At 64.6% G+C, this 17,329-nt stretch carries 19 protein-coding genes and 2 tRNA genes; 15 read left to right on the top strand and 6 right to left on the bottom strand.

Features of this window, described 5'->3' with window-relative positions; genetic code table 11:
- The first annotated feature begins 22 nt into the window (after positions 1-22).
- The 10 genes from ACOOHP_RS06085 (at position 23) to ACOOHP_RS06040 (ending at position 4,394) form a co-directional block, all read left to right on the top strand.
- Complete coding sequence (locus ACOOHP_RS06085) at positions 23-691, top strand: hypothetical protein (protein ID WP_420465564.1); 669 nt, start codon at positions 23-25, stop codon at positions 689-691.
- Positions 688-828 (top strand): hypothetical protein, encoded by a 141-nt coding sequence (locus tag ACOOHP_RS06080; RefSeq protein WP_420465563.1) that lies wholly within the window; start codon positions 688-690, stop codon positions 826-828. Before ACOOHP_RS06085 ends, ACOOHP_RS06080 begins: the two co-directional genes overlap by 4 nt.
- Positions 825-1,505 carry a hypothetical protein gene (locus ACOOHP_RS06075; protein ID WP_420465562.1) on the top strand — a complete coding sequence of 227 codons (681 nt, stop codon included), beginning with the start codon at positions 825-827 and terminating at the stop codon, positions 1,503-1,505. Before ACOOHP_RS06080 ends, ACOOHP_RS06075 begins: the two co-directional genes overlap by 4 nt.
- Positions 1,502-1,804, top strand: coding sequence for a hypothetical protein (locus tag ACOOHP_RS06070; RefSeq protein ID WP_420465561.1), 303 nt, complete (start codon positions 1,502-1,504; stop codon positions 1,802-1,804). Before ACOOHP_RS06075 ends, ACOOHP_RS06070 begins: the two co-directional genes overlap by 4 nt.
- Before the next feature lie 358 nt (positions 1,805-2,162).
- The gene (locus tag ACOOHP_RS06065; RefSeq protein ID WP_420465560.1) at positions 2,163-2,387 is read left to right on the top strand and encodes a hypothetical protein; all 225 of its coding nucleotides are present in this window, start codon (positions 2,163-2,165) and stop codon (positions 2,385-2,387) included.
- Position 2,388: 1 nt separating this feature from the next.
- A complete protein-coding gene (locus ACOOHP_RS06060; protein ID WP_420465559.1) occupies positions 2,389-2,622 on the top strand; it encodes a hypothetical protein in 234 nt (77 codons plus the stop codon).
- Entirely contained in the window at positions 2,619-2,930 is a 312-nt protein-coding gene (locus ACOOHP_RS06055; RefSeq protein ID WP_420465558.1) for a hypothetical protein, read from the top strand. The genes ACOOHP_RS06060 and ACOOHP_RS06055 overlap by 4 nt, the downstream gene beginning before the upstream one ends.
- Positions 2,927-3,184 (top strand): hypothetical protein, encoded by a 258-nt coding sequence (locus ACOOHP_RS06050; protein ID WP_420465557.1) that lies wholly within the window; start codon positions 2,927-2,929, stop codon positions 3,182-3,184. Before ACOOHP_RS06055 ends, ACOOHP_RS06050 begins: the two co-directional genes overlap by 4 nt.
- Entirely contained in the window at positions 3,181-3,408 is a 228-nt protein-coding gene (locus ACOOHP_RS06045) for a DUF4224 domain-containing protein (RefSeq protein ID WP_420465556.1), read from the top strand. Before ACOOHP_RS06050 ends, ACOOHP_RS06045 begins: the two co-directional genes overlap by 4 nt.
- Positions 3,408-4,394 carry a tyrosine-type recombinase/integrase gene (locus ACOOHP_RS06040; RefSeq protein WP_420465555.1) on the top strand — a complete coding sequence of 329 codons (987 nt, stop codon included), beginning with the start codon at positions 3,408-3,410 and terminating at the stop codon, positions 4,392-4,394. The genes ACOOHP_RS06045 and ACOOHP_RS06040 overlap by 1 nt, the downstream gene beginning before the upstream one ends.
- A 58-nt stretch (positions 4,395-4,452) precedes the next feature.
- Here the strand turns inward: ACOOHP_RS06040 and ACOOHP_RS06035 are convergent.
- The 4 genes from ACOOHP_RS06035 to uvrC form a co-directional block, all read right to left on the bottom strand.
- Positions 4,453-4,526 (bottom strand) — tRNA-Cys (locus ACOOHP_RS06035).
- A gap of 80 nt (positions 4,527-4,606) precedes the next feature.
- Positions 4,607-4,682: transfer RNA gene (locus ACOOHP_RS06030), tRNA-Gly, on the bottom strand.
- Positions 4,683-4,766: 84 nt separating this feature from the next.
- Entirely contained in the window at positions 4,767-5,333 is a 567-nt protein-coding gene (gene pgsA, locus ACOOHP_RS06025; protein WP_420465554.1) for a CDP-diacylglycerol--glycerol-3-phosphate 3-phosphatidyltransferase, read from the bottom strand.
- 63 nt (positions 5,334-5,396) lie between these two features.
- The gene (gene uvrC / locus ACOOHP_RS06020; protein WP_420465553.1) at positions 5,397-7,454 is read right to left on the bottom strand and encodes an excinuclease ABC subunit UvrC; all 2,058 of its coding nucleotides are present in this window, start codon (positions 7,452-7,454) and stop codon (positions 5,397-5,399) included.
- Positions 7,455-7,609: 155 nt separating this feature from the next.
- On the opposite strand from uvrC, the gene ACOOHP_RS06015 reads away from it, so the two are divergent.
- From ACOOHP_RS06015 to ACOOHP_RS05995, 5 genes are all read left to right on the top strand, one after another.
- Positions 7,610-9,763: a PhoX family protein gene (locus tag ACOOHP_RS06015; RefSeq protein ID WP_420465552.1), complete on the top strand. Its 2,154-nt coding sequence runs from the start codon at positions 7,610-7,612 to the stop codon at positions 9,761-9,763.
- Between the two features lie 197 nt (positions 9,764-9,960).
- Positions 9,961-10,377, top strand: a complete 417-nt coding sequence (locus ACOOHP_RS06010) for an MAPEG family protein (RefSeq protein ID WP_420465551.1) — start codon at positions 9,961-9,963, stop codon at positions 10,375-10,377.
- Positions 10,378-10,620: 243 nt separating this feature from the next.
- Entirely contained in the window at positions 10,621-12,288 is a 1,668-nt protein-coding gene (locus ACOOHP_RS06005) for a cytochrome b5 domain-containing protein (protein ID WP_420465550.1), read from the top strand.
- An 85-nt stretch (positions 12,289-12,373) separates the two neighbouring features.
- On the top strand, positions 12,374-14,074 hold the full coding sequence (locus ACOOHP_RS06000) for a proline--tRNA ligase (protein ID WP_420465549.1): 1,701 nt from the start codon (positions 12,374-12,376) through the stop codon (positions 14,072-14,074).
- 360 nt (positions 14,075-14,434) lie between these two features.
- Positions 14,435-14,974, top strand: coding sequence for a lytic transglycosylase domain-containing protein (locus tag ACOOHP_RS05995; protein ID WP_420466951.1), 540 nt, complete (start codon positions 14,435-14,437; stop codon positions 14,972-14,974).
- 7 nt (positions 14,975-14,981) lie between these two features.
- Here the strand turns inward: ACOOHP_RS05995 and ACOOHP_RS05990 are convergent, their stop codons facing one another.
- Both ACOOHP_RS05990 and ACOOHP_RS05985 read right to left on the bottom strand, forming a co-directional pair.
- Positions 14,982-15,632, bottom strand: a complete 651-nt coding sequence (locus tag ACOOHP_RS05990) for a LysM peptidoglycan-binding domain-containing protein (protein WP_420465548.1) — start codon at positions 15,630-15,632, stop codon at positions 14,982-14,984.
- Positions 15,633-15,855: 223 nt separating this feature from the next.
- Positions 15,856-17,124: a TCR/Tet family MFS transporter gene (locus tag ACOOHP_RS05985; protein ID WP_420465547.1), complete on the bottom strand. Its 1,269-nt coding sequence runs from the start codon at positions 17,122-17,124 to the stop codon at positions 15,856-15,858.
- Between the last annotated feature and the right edge of the window lie 205 nt (positions 17,125-17,329).

The raw sequence follows: 17,329 nt of genomic DNA, 5'->3' as shown, positions 1-17,329 counted from the left end.
GCCTATCCTCTTCAGCGCCCCGATGATCCGCGCCCTGCTCGACGGCAGGAAGACGCGGACGCGGCGGGTGATGAAGCCGCAGCCATACGGCAACGGGTTCCACTTCGACGGTCACGACATCCTTTGCCACTGCGATGAGCTGCCGCCGGACGCAATGTTGCTCGATATCGGCAGGGGCCAGAACCGCTGCACGACATCGAATTATGAGGGATGGGAGTCGGCCTGCCCCTACGGAATGCCCGGCGATCTGCTGTGGGTTCGGGAAACGTGGGGCCGTGACGATGAAGACGGCAAAGTTTTCTATCGCGCCGACGTGAGCCACGAAGACGACACAGACAACTTTGAGAATTGCCGACTTGAGGGCGCGCCGGGATACCGCTGGCGCTCTTCGATCCACATGCCCCGCTGGGCCTCGCGCCTGACCCTGCGCATCACCGACGTGCGCGTGCAGCGGTTGCAGGACATCAGCGAGAAGGATGCCGCCGCGGAGGGGGTCGAGCGCGATAGCGACGGCTGGTTCGACTACCTGATGCCGGGGACGCAGTGCTGCACGAACGCGCGTGACTCATTCCGCACGCTCTGGGAATCCATAAACGGCCCCGGCTCATGGGACGCGGACCCCTGGGTCTGGTGCGTGTCGTTCGACGTGCTCCGCCAAAACGTCGATGACGTGCTGAGGGCCGCCGCATGACCCCCGACCACGCCGCCCAGCGCGAGCAGATCGCCCGCGCGTGCGATGAGCTGATCGTCGCGCTCGAAAGCAGCCGCCGGCCCGTGCATGCGGCGCTGGCGATGTTGGTGCGGGCTATTAAGGAGCAGTGCGAGTGAACAACGACGTAGCGCTAGCGGTTCTCCGCGCATACAACGGTTGGCGCGTAGACGATCCTGCTTACCCCGATATGCCGGACCCGGTTGAGATAACGCAGGCGCTTGACCTTGCGATTGCCGCACTCGCCGCCCCGCCGCCCGCGCAGAGCGGCGACGACGAGCTACACGGAATCGGCTATCGCGAAGGCTACGATGAGGCTGTGCAGGACATCGACCTGCTGACTGGCGGCGATGGCGAGTACCGCTACTGCACAGACCACGATCCTGATCGGCACACGCCAGACGCGGAAACCATGAAGGCACGTATCGAGCAGCGGTTCGATGAATTGCAGCCCGCGCAGAGCGGGGAGGTGGAGGCTTGGAAGTTCGTTGACACGGACGGCCAGCCGGACCCGGGCCTGTACGTCGCGATCTACAAGGGTCACAGCTCGCTACATGTCGCCTTGTGCAGCTATGGCGATTGGGAGTTCAACGATATAGATGACCAAGACGACCGCGCTGATGACGAAGGCGTTGTCCGTGGCTTCGGCTGGACCGAGGAAGCTGAAGATCGCGGCGGCGACGGATACGTCCATGAGCGCGATGTCGTTGCGTACCTGCCGACCGACTACCAGTGCTCAGACAAAACCATCGCAGCAGTCCGCGCCCTGCTCGCGCGGCGGGAGGACGGCGAATGAACAAGGAGCCAATCATCTGCATCGACACTCTTGTCGCGCTTGTTGAGAAAGGCCCGCTGTGGGACGGCGACGTGCCGAGCAAGCGCGGCCGTGATGAATTGATTGATATGGGCTTTGCCGTGCGAGTCGTCGCCAACACTCCGCGCGAAGGTTGGTCAGATGGGTACACGGCGGCGACCTACGCTGGTCGCGACGAATACAAGCGCTATTTCGGGGAGTCCGACACGATGAAAGAAGCTCGCGCGTTTCGGTTGGCTCGTCGCGTCATACGCAACACGCAATCGAGGAATAAGCCATGACCCCGCCCAAGCTGACGCCGCCCCTGCCATGCCCGTTTTGCGGAAAGCCTGCAACGTGGGCGACTACACATCATGTCGCATGTGGAAATGAGTCGTGTGCCTTGGGCCTAAGTGAGTTTCTGTGCTGGGACCATCAGTGGAACACGCGCGCCCTCGCAGCGCCGAGGGTGCCGGATGGGATGCTTGATCGCGTGAAGGCTGCATCGCAGCGAATTAGCGACGGGCACGCCTCGCGTCGTATTCCTGCGGACCCGGCCGACGTAGACCTTGTGCTGGCAGAAGTGCAGCTATGGCTTGAAGGTAAACCGGCCCCGTTTTGGGTAGTACCCCAACCGCCCGCGAGCGAAGGAGAGGGGACGTGAACAAGAAAGAATTCGACGCTGCACTCATGTCCGCGCTTGAAGATTCAGGCTCGTTTGACGACGGAGTTGATTTCGAGAAGCGCCTTGCGCAAGTCGGCCTCCGCATCGTGCCGAGTGAGCCGTTGGCGTGGCAAGACAAAGAGGTTCCTGGATTTATCTGCGATTACAAATTCGGCGACAGAGATGTAACTCCTCTCTACGCCGATCCCACGGAGTCCTGACATGAAGATAGACGAAGCGAAAGAGACGATTGCGTTTAGCCAGTGGAAGGAAAAGACGTGGCCCAACGCCGGGGCGATGCAAGGCACCATGCTGCATTCCGCGTGGCTCGCCTCCCGCCAGCAGCCGGTGAGGGTGAAACTTTTCGAATTGTTTTCTGCGATGGACAGCAGCCAAACCGTGAAAGAGCTGGCTTCGGCGCTTGCCAAACTTGGAATTGAGGTGACTGACGCATGACCTCCAAACCCAAGGTGCCGCTGATAACAGCAAGCGACGCAGCCGAAATGATTAAACCCGATTTCACAGTCGGACAGCACGCACGCTTAGTAGCCATTGCTGATGGCAAGGCCACCACCGTCGAGGTGATGGGCGAGGAGGAGTTGCGGGCGGAGTTTGAGGCAATCATCTCGGGACCGCCTTACGAGCACATGTGCGACCGGCGCGGCGCAAAGTCGGCGTGGCCCGGCCACTACAAACGATACGAAACTCAGCTCGCTTTCGACGTGGCATTAGACCTCGCCCGCGCCAAGGGGATCGTGCGATGACCCTGACCGAACGCGCGCAGCGCATCCTTGATCTGCGAGACGACCAAAACCTCTACTGGCTTCAGGACCCGCACGCGCTCACGGCGGAGATGGCCGACCTCATCCGCGAACTGCTGGCGGAGAATGAGAGACTGCAGGCCCGCGTCGACGCCCTCATGCTCGAACACTGCCCGGATGAGATGACGCCCGAGCAGGTCGCAGAGTGGGGGGAGTCGCAGGCGACCGAGCGCACTACGGATCGGGGGCGGGATTGAGCCTGCTGCTCTCCCGCGACGAACTCGAACAGCTCACCGGCTGTAAGCGCCGGTCGGGCGTGTGCCGGTGGCTGCGCGAGCGCGGATGGATCTTCGAGACTACGGCCAACGGCTGGCCAGTCGTGAGCGTCGCGTACATGCAAGGCAAGCTCGGCGGCACTATCGCCGCCCCCTTGAAAGGGCCTAATCTGGAAGCCCTACGCAACATCCAGCGAGCGGCCTGATGCCCCCCAAGCGCAAGGGCGCGAATCGTGATCTGCCGGCGCGGATGCACTTCAGCGACGGCGCGTACTACTACGTCACCACCGGCAAGCCAAGGCGCTGGATCAACCTCGGGAAAGACAAGGCCGGCGCGCTGTTGGAATGGGCGCGGTTAGATGGAGCGGCCCCACCATCCGATGCCGTGACGTTCGCCGCGGCCTGGACCCGATACGAGCGCGATGCGCTGCCGCTGAAGGCCCCTCGCACGCGGTCCGACAACCGAAAGGAAGCCAAGTACCTGCTCGCGGTATTCGGCGCGATGGCCATCGGCGACATCGAACCGCAGCACGTCCGGCAGTATCTGAGCGTACGCGGCGCGGTGGCCAAGATTCGGGCGAACCGGGAAAAGGCCCTGCTCAGCCATATTTTCAACCACGCTCGCGAGTGGGGCATGACCACGGCGTCGAACCCCTGTGCCGGGGTGAAGGGGCACAAGGAAACGGGCCGCAACCGCTACGTCGAGGATCGCGAGTACATGGCCATCTGGCAGCAGGCAGAGCCGCCCCTACGCGATGCGATGGACATTGCCCTGCTGACCGGGCAGCGGCCCGCCGACGTGCTCAAGATCACCCGCCCCGACCTTCGCGATGGGGTTCTGTGGCTGCGTCAGAACAAGACCGGCAAGAGCATGCGGATCACAATCGAGGGCGAGCTGGCGGACGTTCTCAAGCGCTGCGCGGAGCGCACGTCGGCGTATCCGGTGTCGTGTTTGCACGTCGTCCAGACCGAGCGAGGACAGCCGTTGAACTACTGGACCATGAGAGCAATGTTCGACCGAGCCAGGAAGGCGGCCGGGGTCAATTTCCAGTTTCGCGACATCAGAGCAAAGTCAGGATCGGACAGCGAGAATTTAGCGCGCGCTCAACAGCTTCTGGGCCATGAAAGCCGAAAGATGACTGAGCATTACGTCCGTGCGCGCGCAGGCGACAAAGTGCGACCTTTGCGTTGACGATGTAGGGACGATGTAGGGATGTAGGGGTTGTCCGAAGAAAAACCCTAATGAAATGTGGAGGCTGGGGTCGGAATTGAACCGGCGTACGCGGATTTGCAGTCCGCTGCATAACCACTCTGCCACCCAGCCTTCGTCGAGGTCGGTCGCACCACGTGCGAACCGCCAGTCCAACAAAAAACCCCGGGAGCAGCCCGGGGTTCCTGAAGCGTTGGAGCGGGAAACGAGGTTCGAACTCGCGACCTCAACCTTGGCAAGGTTGCGCTCTACCAACTGAGCTATTCCCGCACGGGACGCGCATTGTAACGGCTCGATTCACGCCGTCAATCTCCTGCGGACGGGCGCTGCGAGGGGGTGACCGATGCCCAGGCGTCAGACCGGATGGTCCTCTTTCATGAACGGCCAGGCCGCACGCAGGTACACCACCATCGAATACACCGTGAGCACGGCCGCCACGATCAGCAGGCCGAAGCCGATCTCGTAGATGGGCAGACCAAAGGTGGGGCGCTCCCACAGCATCAGCAGGATCGCCACCATCTGGAAGCCGGTCTTGATCTTGCCGACCCAGCCAACCGCGACGCTGGTGCGCGCGCCCAGTTCGGCCATCCATTCGCGCAGCGCGGAGATGGTGATTTCGCGGCCGATGATGACCGCCACCACCACCGCCAGCACCGAATCCGGGTGGTCGTACAGCAGCATCACCAGGGCGACGGCCACCAGCAGCTTGTCCGCCACAGGGTCCAGGAAGGCGCCGAACTTGGAAGTCTGGCCCAGCTGCCGCGCCAGCCAGCCGTCCACCCAGTCGGTAACCGCCGCCAGCGCAAACAGCGCGGCCGCGTATTGATGGGCATACGGCCAGGGCAGGTAAAACAGTCCCAGCACAATCGGAATGACGCCCAGGCGCAATAGCGTCAGGACGTTGGGTATCGTCAGAGGCATGCTGCAGTGTCGGGCTTCCCGGCAGCAGTTTCCACTGAGGTACGGTGCGAGCGGCAGCGATTCTCAGCGCAAATGGGCATGGATGCGGGCAGCCAGGGTGGCGCTGATACCTTCGACCTTGGCGATCTCATCCACGCCAGCGCGCTTGACCTGCGCCAGCCCGCCGAAGGCCTTGAGCAGGGCGCGACGTCGGGTCGGCCCCAGGCCTTCCACGCTCTCCAGCCCAGACACCAGCCGCGCCTTGTCGCGCCGCCCGCGATGCCCGGTGATGGCAAACCGATGGGCTTCGTCGCGGATCCGCTGAATCAGGTGCAGGGCGGGCGAATCGGGCGGCAGGCGCAGCGGATGCTCCCGCTCAGCCATGATGAGCTCCTCCAGACCGGGCTTGCGGGTCGGACCCTTGGCGATGGCCACCACGCGTAGATCGGCGATGCCCAATTCGTCCAGCGCATCCAGAGCCGCCTGCAACTGACCTTTGCCGCCGTCGATGAACAGCACGTCGGGCAGAGGTGGCTTCGCGGCGGTGTCGCGAGCGGATACGAGCGCGGGTACACGAGCCGCCTCCGGCGACTGCTCGAGCTCCGACGTGCTAGGCACGCTCCGGGTCGCGGTCGCGCCCTCACCTGCTTTGGCGCGCGCGAAACGGCGCTTCACGGCCTGCTTGATGGCCGCGTAGTCATCGCCGGCGGTGATCGCCGCGCGGGAATCGGGAATCGGCAGTCGGGAGGAGTCGCAGGCCCCGAGGCCGTCCTGCGACAGCACTCCGGACAAAGGGACGGACGCTGCTTCCGGCGACTCCCCATTCTTTCGGGGCTGCCACCCGTCCTCCGAAGTTTCGATGTTGAATTTGCGATATGCCGACTTCAGCGGTCCGTCTTCGTTAAACACCACGCAGGACGCCACGGTGCGCTCGCCGCGGGTATGGCTGATGTCGAAACATTCCATGCGCCGCGGCGGCCGCTCCAAGTCCAGCGCCTGCTGCAATTCCAGCAGGCGCTGATCCATGCTGGCCGCTTCCACCAGGCGGGTGGACAAGGCCTGCGCGGCCGTGCTCTGCGCCATCTCGAGCAGCCTGAGTTTGGCGCCGCGTTGCGGTCGGCGAATCTCCACCTTGCGCCCGGCGGCCTTGCCCAACGCCTGCTGCAGCCAGTCCAGATCGTCCAGCTCGTGGCTGAGCAGGATTTCAGGCGGCGGTGGTTGTTCCAGGTAATGCTGGCCGAGGAAGCTTTCCAACAACTCCTCTGGTGCGGTGTGTGCCGGATGGCGCGGAAAATGACTGCGATGCCCCAGGTTGAGACCGTCGCGCACGCTCATTACCACCAGGCAACTGGCCGACGCATGCGAGGCGCATGCAACGACGTCCAGGTCCTGCGCGCCGCCGGTGATGGTGCGGTTTTCGCGCACGCGCTTGAGTGCGCCGATCTGGTCGCGCAGTCGCGCGGCGCGCTCGTATTCCATCGCCTCTGAAGCGCGTTCCATTTCGTTGCCCAGCTCGCTGGCGAGTTCGTCGCCTTTGCCTTCCAGCAGGCGCGCGGCATTGCGCAGATCGCGCGCGTAGTCCTCCTGCGAGATCAATCCCACGCAGGGCGCCGAGCAGCGATGGATCTGGTGCTGCAGGCAGGGCCGCTGGCGGTTGGCGAAGAAACTGTCGCGACACGGCCGTAGCAGGAATAGTTTCTGCAGTGTGTAAAGGGTTTCGCGCACCGAGCTGGCGCTGGGGAATGGCCCGAAGTAGCGATCCTTGCCGCTGCGCGCACCGCGATAATTGCTGATGCGTGGGTACGGGTGATCGGTGAAGCGCAGGTACGGATAACTCTTGTCGTCGCGGTACACGATGTTGTAGCGCGGCGACAGCTCCTTGATGAGGTTGGATTCCAGGATCAGCGCCTCGTCCTCGGAATGCGTGATCGTCACGTCCACCCGCACCACCTGCGACACCATGGCCTCGATGCGCGGGTTGCCCGAAGCGCGCAGGAAATACGAGCCGACCCGCTTGCGCAGATTGCGCGCCTTGCCCACGTACAACAGCTCGTCGCCTTCGCCATACATGCGGTAGACGCCAGGCTGCAAGGTGAGCTGGGACAGGAAGGCGCGGGAGTCGAATTCGGCGGTCGTCGTCATGAGAGCTGCGAGCAAAGGCTGCAGGATTTTATGGCAGCGCGGTGACATTGCCGCGGCGATTGGGCTGCAATGTTCACCAAACGGTCAGGTAATCGACATATTGCGCAACTAGTCTCCGCAGCGATCCCAGCCTCAAGCAATTCGCAAGGAGCATCATGAGCGACACCCTGCACAGCGCCGACGACAACAGCAATCGTTCCGGCAACACGACCTTTGAATCGATCCTGCAGCAACGACTGGCGCGGCGCGACGTGCTGCGCGGCGGGTTATCGGTGGCCGCGACCTCCATGTTCGGCGGCTTCGCCCTGGTCGGCTGCGGCGGCAGTAGCAACGGCGGCGGCGGTGGCGATCCGGTGGCGACGCCAGACGCACTGGGTTTCAGCGCCGTCCCCAAGAATCTCAGTGATCGCGTCACCCTGCCGGCGGGATATTCCGCCCGCGCGCTCTATGCCTTCGGCGATCCCATCTCCGCCACCGTCAGCGATTTCTCCAACGACGGTACCGACGGCGACTCGGCCCTGCGTGCCGGTGACCAGCACGACGGCATGTACTACTTCGGCCTGTCGGACAGTGGCACGGCCGATCACAACAACTCCAGCCGTGGCCTGCTGTGCATCAATCACGAGCAGGTGCTCGACGATTACATCCACGCCAACGGACAGCGCAATGTGGATGCCAACGGCAACCGCCTCGCCGCCGAGGTGGTCAAGGAGATGAACGCACACGGCGTGTCGGTGATCGAGGTTCGCGACGGCGCCAGTGGCTGGGAATACGTGCAGGATTCCAGCTTCAACCGCCGCGTCACCGCCTTCACCAACATGAACATCACTGGCCCGGCCCGCGGCAACGCGCGCCTGACCACGCCTTACTCCAGCGGCGGCACCCGCACGCGCGGCACCCTCAATAATTGCGGGCACGGCTACACACCCTGGGGCACTTACCTGACCTGCGAAGAAAACTGGTTCAGCTATTTCCGCCGCGACGACGACATGGCGCAGCGCAGCCTGGCCGACAACGCGCTGTTTGCCCGCTACGGCATGGGACCCGACAGCCGCGGCTTTTCCTATCGCGACTGGGATACGGTGTCGGGCGACGTCTATACCCGCTTCGACATCACGGTAAAGGCTGCCTCCGCCGCTGCGGATTACCGCAACGAGCCCAACACCTTCGGCTACATCGTCGAGATCGACCCGTATAGCGCGACTTCGACACCGCAGAAGCGCACCGCGCTGGGCCGTTTCGTGCACGAAGGCGCCTGGGTCGGTCCGGTGCGTGCCGGCCAGCCCATCGTGTACTACATGGGTTGCGACTCGCGCTTCGAGTACATCTACAAGTACGTCAGCAATGCCAACTGGGACCCGGCCGACGCGGTGGCCGGGCTCACCGCTGGCGACAAATATCTTGATGACGGCAAACTCTATGTCGCGCGCTTCAACGCCGACGGCAGCGGCGACTGGATCGAATTGGGCTTCGGCCTTAACGGTCTGAACGCCGACAACAGCCTGTTCCCTTTCACCAACCAGGGTGACATCTGCGTCGCCACCCGCCTGGCCGCTGACGCTGTCGGCGCCACCCAGATGGATCGACCCGAATGGGGCGCCGTCAACCCGGTCAACGGCGAGGTCTATATGACATTGACCAACAACACCGCGCGCACTGCAGTCGACGCCACCGACGCCGCCAACCCGCGCAACTACGCCCGTAGCGGCACCGGCGCCACCAATGGCAATCCCAACGGCCACACCATCCGCTGGCGCGAGGACGGCGACAACGTCGGCGCCACCAGCTTCACCTGGGATATCTATCTGTTCGGTGCGCCCGCCAACGCCGACCCCAGCCTCGCCAACGTGTCGGGCCTCACCGACGACAACGATCACTCCAGCCCCGATGGCTTGTGGTTCGACAACCGCGGCGTGCTGTGGATCCAGACCGATGACGGTGAATTCCCCGGTGCCGGCCGCAGCAACAATCAGATGCTTGCCGCGCTTCCGGGCAGCGTCGGAGACGGCGGGCCGCGCACCATCGGCAGCCAGGCCACGGTGGTCGGTGCGCCTGCTACGCCGGACACGGTGCGTCGCTTCCTGGTCGGACCGGTGGGCTGCGAAATCACCGGCGTGGACATGACGCCGGACAACCGCACCATGTTTGTCAACGTGCAACATCCGGGCGAGGGCGGCTCCCTGGACGAGCCCCGGAGCACCTGGCCGAGCAACTCGCGCAACGCTCTGGTAAGCGGTGAGACCGGCAACCGGCCACGCTCGGCAACCATCGTCATCACCCGCGACGATGGCGGCGAGATCGGGCTCTGAGGTTTCGTTCCAGCCGATGCAGAACCGAATCAGGGCCCGTTCGCGGGCCCTGATTCGTTGGTACGCCCCCAAGTACCTGACTCGGGCAAACCATTACTCCGCTGGTCATCGCGCGCAACCCGGATCACAGGGGCATAATCCGCCAGCACGCCAACGGCGCTGCCCATGACTCGAACCATCACAACCGGGGAAGACCAATGACTGGAATCGAAGCGCTGCTGTATTACGTTCTGTGGATGATTGTGCTGGTGCTGTTCTACGCCGGCTATCGCATACCGCTGGTGCTCACCTTCAAGAAGCCCGCAGATGCCTGGGGTCGTGGCAAGCCGGTGGAAGATCCGGGCATCGTCGTACGCGCCAGCCACGCCCACGCCAACAGCGTGGAGAACATCCCGCTGTTCGCCGCTGTGGTGCTGGCCGCCGCCGCCATGGGCCAAAGTGCGGTGGTCGACGGCCTTGCCGCCTGGGTGCTGTATGCCCGCGTTGCGCAAGGCGTCGTCCATCTGATCGGCACGTCCTTCATCCTGGTGCTGCTGCGTGCCACGTTCTTCCTGGCCCAGCTCGGCCTGATCGCCTACATGGCCTGGGGCCTGCTCAAAACCGTCGGCATGTAAGGCCCCGTCACCTCGCACACAGCCCCCTTGGCCTTGGTGCCTTGGGGGCTCGTTAGCGCAGGTTTCGATGATGTGCAACATGGCCGCATGAATCGACATGCCAATCGATTCCGTATTCCGTCACAAAATTTCGCCCGCGATACTCGGGACGCCGGTCTCGGCGTGAGCAGCTTTGTTCGCAGGACTGGCCGGCCTCACACCTGAGGGGCTTACGCCGGGAGCTGCGCATACAAGGAGGGCGGAATGCGAGTGCTCATCGCGGGCGGCGGCATGGGAGGGCTTTTTGCTGCGATTGCGCTGCGCGAAGCCCGAGTATTCACCTCCATCGACGTCTACGAGCAAACTCGCACACCGAGCACGGCCGGCGCCGGTCTCAACATCGCGCCCAATGGTGCGCGGCTCTGCAAGTGGCTCGGCATCGATCTGGATGGTGGCGATCCCAAGGGTCCGCAGGGCGCCATCGACGGCGGCCGCGCCGCGATCCGCGAAGCGACTCGCGAGATCTTCCCGGACGGCACGGTGTCGCGGAAGCCCATCGATCACAACACCGCGGCCAACGACGGTGCGGGCTTCCATCACATGCACCGCATGGATCTGCTGATGTGCCTGTACAAGCGGGCGCTGGAGCTGGGGCCGGACTCGGGCGTGGACTGTCCGATCCGCGTACACATGAACAAGCGTCTGACCGGCCTGAGCCAGGCTGCCGACACCGTCACCGCCAATTTCGCCGACGGCACCGCGGCCACCGGCGAACTTCTGATCGGTGCTGACGGCATCAACTCCGAAGTGGTCAAGCAGGTATGGCCCAACAACCCGAAGCGGCGCTGGACCGCGGTGACCTGCTATCGCGGCCTCATCCCGCGCGCCAAGGTCGCCGCCTTGCGAAAGGCCGACGGCAGCCCGATGGACCACAATCCCATCGACAGCTTCAGCATGGACGTGCGCAAGACCCAGCGGGCCTGGGCGCTCACCTACTGGGTGCGCGGCGGCGAACTGCTCAATGTCTGGTCGGCGTACCACGAACCCGACTCGGCCGAATTCGAGGGCGACGAGGGCGACTGGTTTGCGGCCGATCCGGCCGAGATGCGGGAACGCATGGGCATCGCGTTTGCCGGCGATGTGCGCCTGGACGATGTGCTGGCCCTGGTCGGCGGTATCGAGAAGCCGACCAAGTGGGGCCTGTACGACCGCGATGCCTTCGAGCACTGGACCGACGGCCGCATCTGCGTGCTCGGTGACGCTGCGCACCCGATGCTGCCGACGATGGGCCAGGCCGCCACGCAGAGCTTCGAGGACGGCGCCGCGCTGAGCATGGCCTTCAAGCTGCATCGCGAGGACGTGTACTCCGCGCTGCTTCACTACGAGCGGGTGCGCCACTACCGCGCGACGCGCTTCCAGTTCGGCTCCAAGTTCCTGTTCAAGCACCTGGAGCCCGAAGATTCCCCCGAGCGCCGCGCGATCCTCGCGGCCGTCGACGAGCGCGACTACCCGTTCTTCAGCCACGAGCAGCGCGCCGGCAATGACATGAACTGGATCTACGCGTTCGACGCGCGGAACATCGGCGACAAGTTGCCTGCGCGCAAGCTCGGGCCCTGGGATTTCCGCTCGCGCTCGGCAGCGCTGCAGACCCGCAAGGAAATCGCGCAGAACCTGTGGGCGCCGCCGGTTTCGCTCAAGGGCGATCGCAGGATCACGCGCGCGGAAGTGGCGCAGCACGCCAGCTTCGAGGACTGCTGGATCATCATCCGCGGCAAGGTCTATGACTTCAGCCAGTGGAAGGACCGCCACCCCGGTGGGCCCTTCGTGGCGCGCATGTATGCCGGCAAGGACGCGACCGCCGAGTTCGGCGACTATCACTCCAAGCTTGCCGAAAGGCACATGGCGCATTTCTGCGTCGGCGAACTGGTTTAGCGGTTCGACACACCTTTGCGCGGCGGGGGCTTGCCCGCGGGGACACCGCTACAATCTGCGCCCGTCCGAAAGCCCCTCGCCTGCAATGCGCCTGTCCCGCTTCCCGCTGTCCACCACCAAGGAAACCCCGGCCGACGCCGACGTGGTCTCCCACCAGTTGCTGCAGCGTGCGGGCTTCATCCGCAAGCTCGGCGCCGGCCTCTACACCTGGATGCCGATGGGTCTGCGCGTGCTGCGCAAGATCGAGAACATCGTGCGCGAGGAGATGGACCGTGCCGGTGCCGCCGAGCTGCTGATGCCCTCGATCCAGCCGGCCGAGCTGTGGCAGCAATCCGGCCGCTGGCAGACCATGGGCGCCGAGATGCTGCGCATCAAGGACCGCCATCAGAACGACTACGCCTATGGCCCCACACACGAGGAAGTGATCGTGCATCACGCCAAGCAGGACGTGCGCTCGTATCGCCAGTTGCCATTCAACTGGTACCAGGTCCAAACCAAATTCCGCGACGAGCGCCGCCCGCGCTTCGGCCTGATGCGCGCGCGTGAATTCCTGATGAAGGATGCCTACTCCTTTCACATGGACGCCGCGGATCTGGACCGCGAGTATCACAACATGCGCGGTGCCTATGCGCGCGTGTTCGAGCGCATCGGTGCGGACTTTCGCATCGTGCAGGCCGACAGCGGCAACATCGGTGGCGCGAAATCCGAGGAGTTCCACATCCTCGCCGGATCGGGTGAAGACCTGCTCGCGGTCGCGACCGAGGGCAGCTACGCCGCCAACGTCGAAGCCGCGGCCTGCCCGCCTTCGGGTCGGGCACGCCCTGCGGCGAGCCAGACGCTGGAACAGGTCTCGACGCCGGGCCAAAAAACCTGCGAACAGGTTTCAAAATTCCTCAACGTAGCGCTCACCGCCAAGGTCAAACTGCTCGTCGCCAAGGCCCGCGAGGGTGGTCTGGTCGGCATCGCGCTGCGCGGCGACCATGAACTCAACGAGGTCAAGGCGGCCAAGCATTCGCTGATCGCCAGCCCCTTCGAGATGGCGAAGATCGAAGACGTGCAGGCCGCGTTCGGCTGCGAGGTGGGATATCTGGGTCCGGTGGACTGCCCGATACCGGTCATCGCCGATCATGCCGCGTTGGAACTGGCGGACTTCGTCTGCGGGGCGAATGTCAACGACCATCACCTCAAGGGCGTCAATTGGGAACGCGACTGCGCAATTCCCGACGCGGCGGACCTGCGGAAAATTTGTGAGGGCGATGCCAGCCCCGACGGTCAGGGTGAGATCAAGTTCTATCGCGGCATCGAGGGCGGCCACATCTTTCAGCTCGGCAGGAAATACACCCAGGCCATGGAATTCACCGTGCTTGACGAGCAGGGTCAGGCGGTCACCCCCGAGATGGGCTGCTACGGCATTGGCGTATCGCGTCTGGCCGCGGCGGTGATCGAACAGCGCTACGACACTAACGGCATGCGCTGGCCGGACGCCATTGCGCCGTTCCGTGTCATCGTGTGCCCTATCGGCACCGACAAGTCGGAGCGCGTGAAGAGCGTCGCGGAACAGCTCTACCTTGATCTGTGTACAGCCGGCGTCGACGCGCTGCTGGATGATCGCGGTCTGCGCCCGGGGCCGATGTTTGCCGATGCGGATCTGGTCGGCATTCCACACCGCATCGTCATCGGCGAAAAAAGCCTGGCCAACAACCACTACGAGTACAAGCGCCGCGATGGCGACAAGCCGGAGCTGATCCAGGCCAGCGTGGCGGCGGTGCTGGAACGATTGGCGTGAATCTGCCGTGCAAACGCAGCAAGGGCCAAAAGCACTAGCCCGCATTTCTCACAGGGGGATCGCGTGATGGCCGTACGTCGAGGAAGTGCAGCGCGCCCGGACGGAGCGAACTCCATAGTGGTTCTATGGGGTGAGTGAGTCCCAAGCGATGCGCGCCGCAGACAGGCCAGCGCCGATCCAGTCGGAGAATCCGCCGACAGTCTGTTTCTGAAGCAAGCTTGAAGAATGCAGTGAGGAGGGGAATAGGCAATGGATTCTCCGGCGACCTGTGAGAAATGTGGGCTAGTAGGGCTGGCTGAGCCCGCCGGCGACCAAGGGCCGCCCTGCCGGCTAGGGTTCGCATGGCTGCTGTTGGCCCTGATGCTCGCGTGTCCGTGGCCCGCACACGCCGGCCCCAGCGGCGAGATCGAACCCGAACTGCGCGTGCTGCTGGAAACCGCTATCGCCGAAGCTGATAGCTTCGAACACCGCTTCGACGCCGAGGTCTGGCTGATCGACATGTCCGGCCGTCTGGAACGCTTCATCAAGGATGATGCCGAGCGCCTGCATTTTCTGCGGGTGCTGCACCGCGAGGCACAGCGCGCGCGCATCCCACCGGAGATTGCGCTGGCCGTCATCGAAGTGGAGAGCCGCTTCGATCGCTTCGCCATCTCCAGCGCCGGCGCACAGGGTTACATGCAGATCATGCCGTTCTGGCTCAGGGAGATTGCCGGCCCGGACGAGAACCTGTTCCACGTCCAGACCAACCTGCGCATGGGCTGCACCATCCTGCGCTTCTACCTGGACAAGGAGCGCGGCAACCTGGTCGGCGCGCTGGCGCGCTACAACGGCAGCTACGGCAAGACTTGGTACCCCGATCGCGTGATGCGTGCGCTCAACCAGCGCTGGCATCGCGGCTAAGCGCTCCTCAGGGCCCGGGCGCTTCCCGGATCTCGCCGATCTCGGGGGTCACGCCAGCTTCGATTCCCGCTTCTCGGCGCGAGTAGCTCAGCGCCTGCACCACTTCATCGACCTTGGGGTGCGGACGCACGCGCAACACCTGTCCGCTGCGCAAGCGGTCGGGGTCGGGCAGCACCGACAAGTTGGCGCGCCAGATCAACGGCCATAGCCAGGGGTTGGCGTAGTGCTCCGGCTGCGCGGCGATCACCCAAAGACTATCGCCGGACCGCACTGCATAGGTCTTGATGCGCTTGTCCAGCTGCCAGTTGAGTTGCCGCAACTGTCCGTAGGCCAGTCGGCTGTTGCCGGTGGCCATGATCTCCTCGGCCGTCCGCAGCTGTAGAAGTTGCGCGTCGTCCAGGCCGGTGTACTGCTGCGCCCGTTGCAGTTCGGCATTGGCCTGGCGGGCGTAGAAATCCGACAGGGTTTGCTCCGCCAGAGCCGCGGCCTCGTCGGCCTTGCGTCGGGCCAGCGACCAGTCCTGCGCGAGCAACGCCGCGTGTGCCGTGCTCAGGGTCAGGTCGGCCGCGGTCCAGGATGGCACCAGCACCTGGGTCTGCTGCACCAGTGCGGTCGCCTGTGCCGCTCGGCCGCGCGCCTGCGACTCGCCGGCCTGCATGGATGTTGGCGGTGCAACGGCAGGCGCTTGAGGCGGACGCTCGGGCGGCAGCATTCGCCAGGCCGGCAACGTGCACCCCGCGCCGCATGCTGCCAGCAACAACGTCGCGCAGCCTGGTAAGCCCGCCTTCATTCCCGGCCATTGCCCCCGTGTTCGGCCCCGGACTGCGATTCCGGGACGCTGGTCCAACCCGATCGCCCAGCTGCCATGATGGTCCAGCGCATCAGTCCTGCCTACCCGGCCCCAGAGCGTCTGCCGTCGGCAGATCACGCGTGCGGCTGAGCACCGCACGACCCATGACCGCTGCGGCTGCCAACACCAGCGCCGCCATCAGGAACGCGGCGCCAGGCGTATCCATCCAGGCCTGCGGTCCGACGGTGACGGTATAGACCGCACCGAAGAACAGCGGCGACAGCACGCCCGCGACACTGCCCAGACTGTTGATGGCGCCCTGCAACTGGCCTTGCTGGCTTTCGGACACGCGCTGGGTCATCAGCGACTGCAGCGTGGGCATCGCAAAGCCCCACAGCGCATTGGGAAACATGGATAGCGCAAACCAGACGCCGCTCGGCGCCAGCCCCATGCAGGCGATCCCCAACGCGCCGCCGCAGAGACCGAACACCATGGTGCGTCCATCGCCCCAGCGCCGCACCAGCGGACCCACCGCCCAACCCTGCACCAGCATGTCCAGTGCCCCCGCCAGCGCCAGCACCGCGCCGACCTGTCCCGCGCTCCAACCGTACCGGTAGCCGGCATAGAGCACGAATACCGCGGAGAAAACATGGTGGGCAAAATACAGCAGGAAGTTGACGATGCTCAGGCCCAGCAACTGGGTGTGAGAGCGCAGCAGTTGCAGCGCACCGAACGGGTTGGCGCGACGCCAGGAAAAGACCATGCGCCGCTCCGGCGGCAGCGATTCCGGCAGCACCAGCCAGCCGTACAGAAAGGCCAGGCTGCTGAGCACCGCGGCACCCCAGAACGGGGCGCGCGGCGAAATCTCGCCGAGCAGCCCACCCAGCAGGGGCCCGGCGATGAACCCGCCGCTGAAGGCAGCACCGATCAGTCCATAGGCGCGTGCACGCTGCTGCGGCGGCGTGATGTCCGCCATGTAGGCGAACGCCACGGTGAAACTGGCCGAGGTGACGCCGGCGATGATGCGGCCCAGCGCCAGCCACCACAGGTTGGGCGCCATCGCCATCAGCACGTAGTCGGCGGCCAGACCGAAAGTGGACAGCAGGATCACGGGACGCCGGCCGTAGCGGTCCGAAATCGACCCGATCACCGGCGACGCCAGGAACTGCATCAGCGCCCATAGCGCCACGAACACGCCGTTGATCCAGCCGGCCTGGGCGTTGGAGCCGACAAACGATTCGATCAGCGCCGGCAGCACCGGAATGATGATGCCCATGGACAGGATGTCCAGCGCCGCCGTCACCAGGATGAAGGCGATGGCCGCGCGACGACCGCCCTTGGGTACAGGCTCAGCAGACATGCTGCAGGAATGCGGGCATCAACACGCGGATACAGTTCATCGGCCGCGGAGTGTATGCGCTGCCGTGGTCCAGGGGCGTGACACCACAAGCCGCGTGGCGTCTCGGGTTGGAATTGGCATTCCGAGCCTCGTAGCCTGGATTGAGGCGGCTTCGTCGCCGAAATCCCGGATCGCCCGGTTGGCGAGCGGGAACCTGGACTTACAA

The sequence above is a fragment of the Panacagrimonas sp. genome (genome assembly GCF_965216805.1).
Taxonomy (GTDB): Bacteria; Pseudomonadota; Gammaproteobacteria; order Nevskiales; family Nevskiaceae; genus Panacagrimonas.
This window is presented reverse-complemented; position numbering and strand designations above follow the sequence as displayed.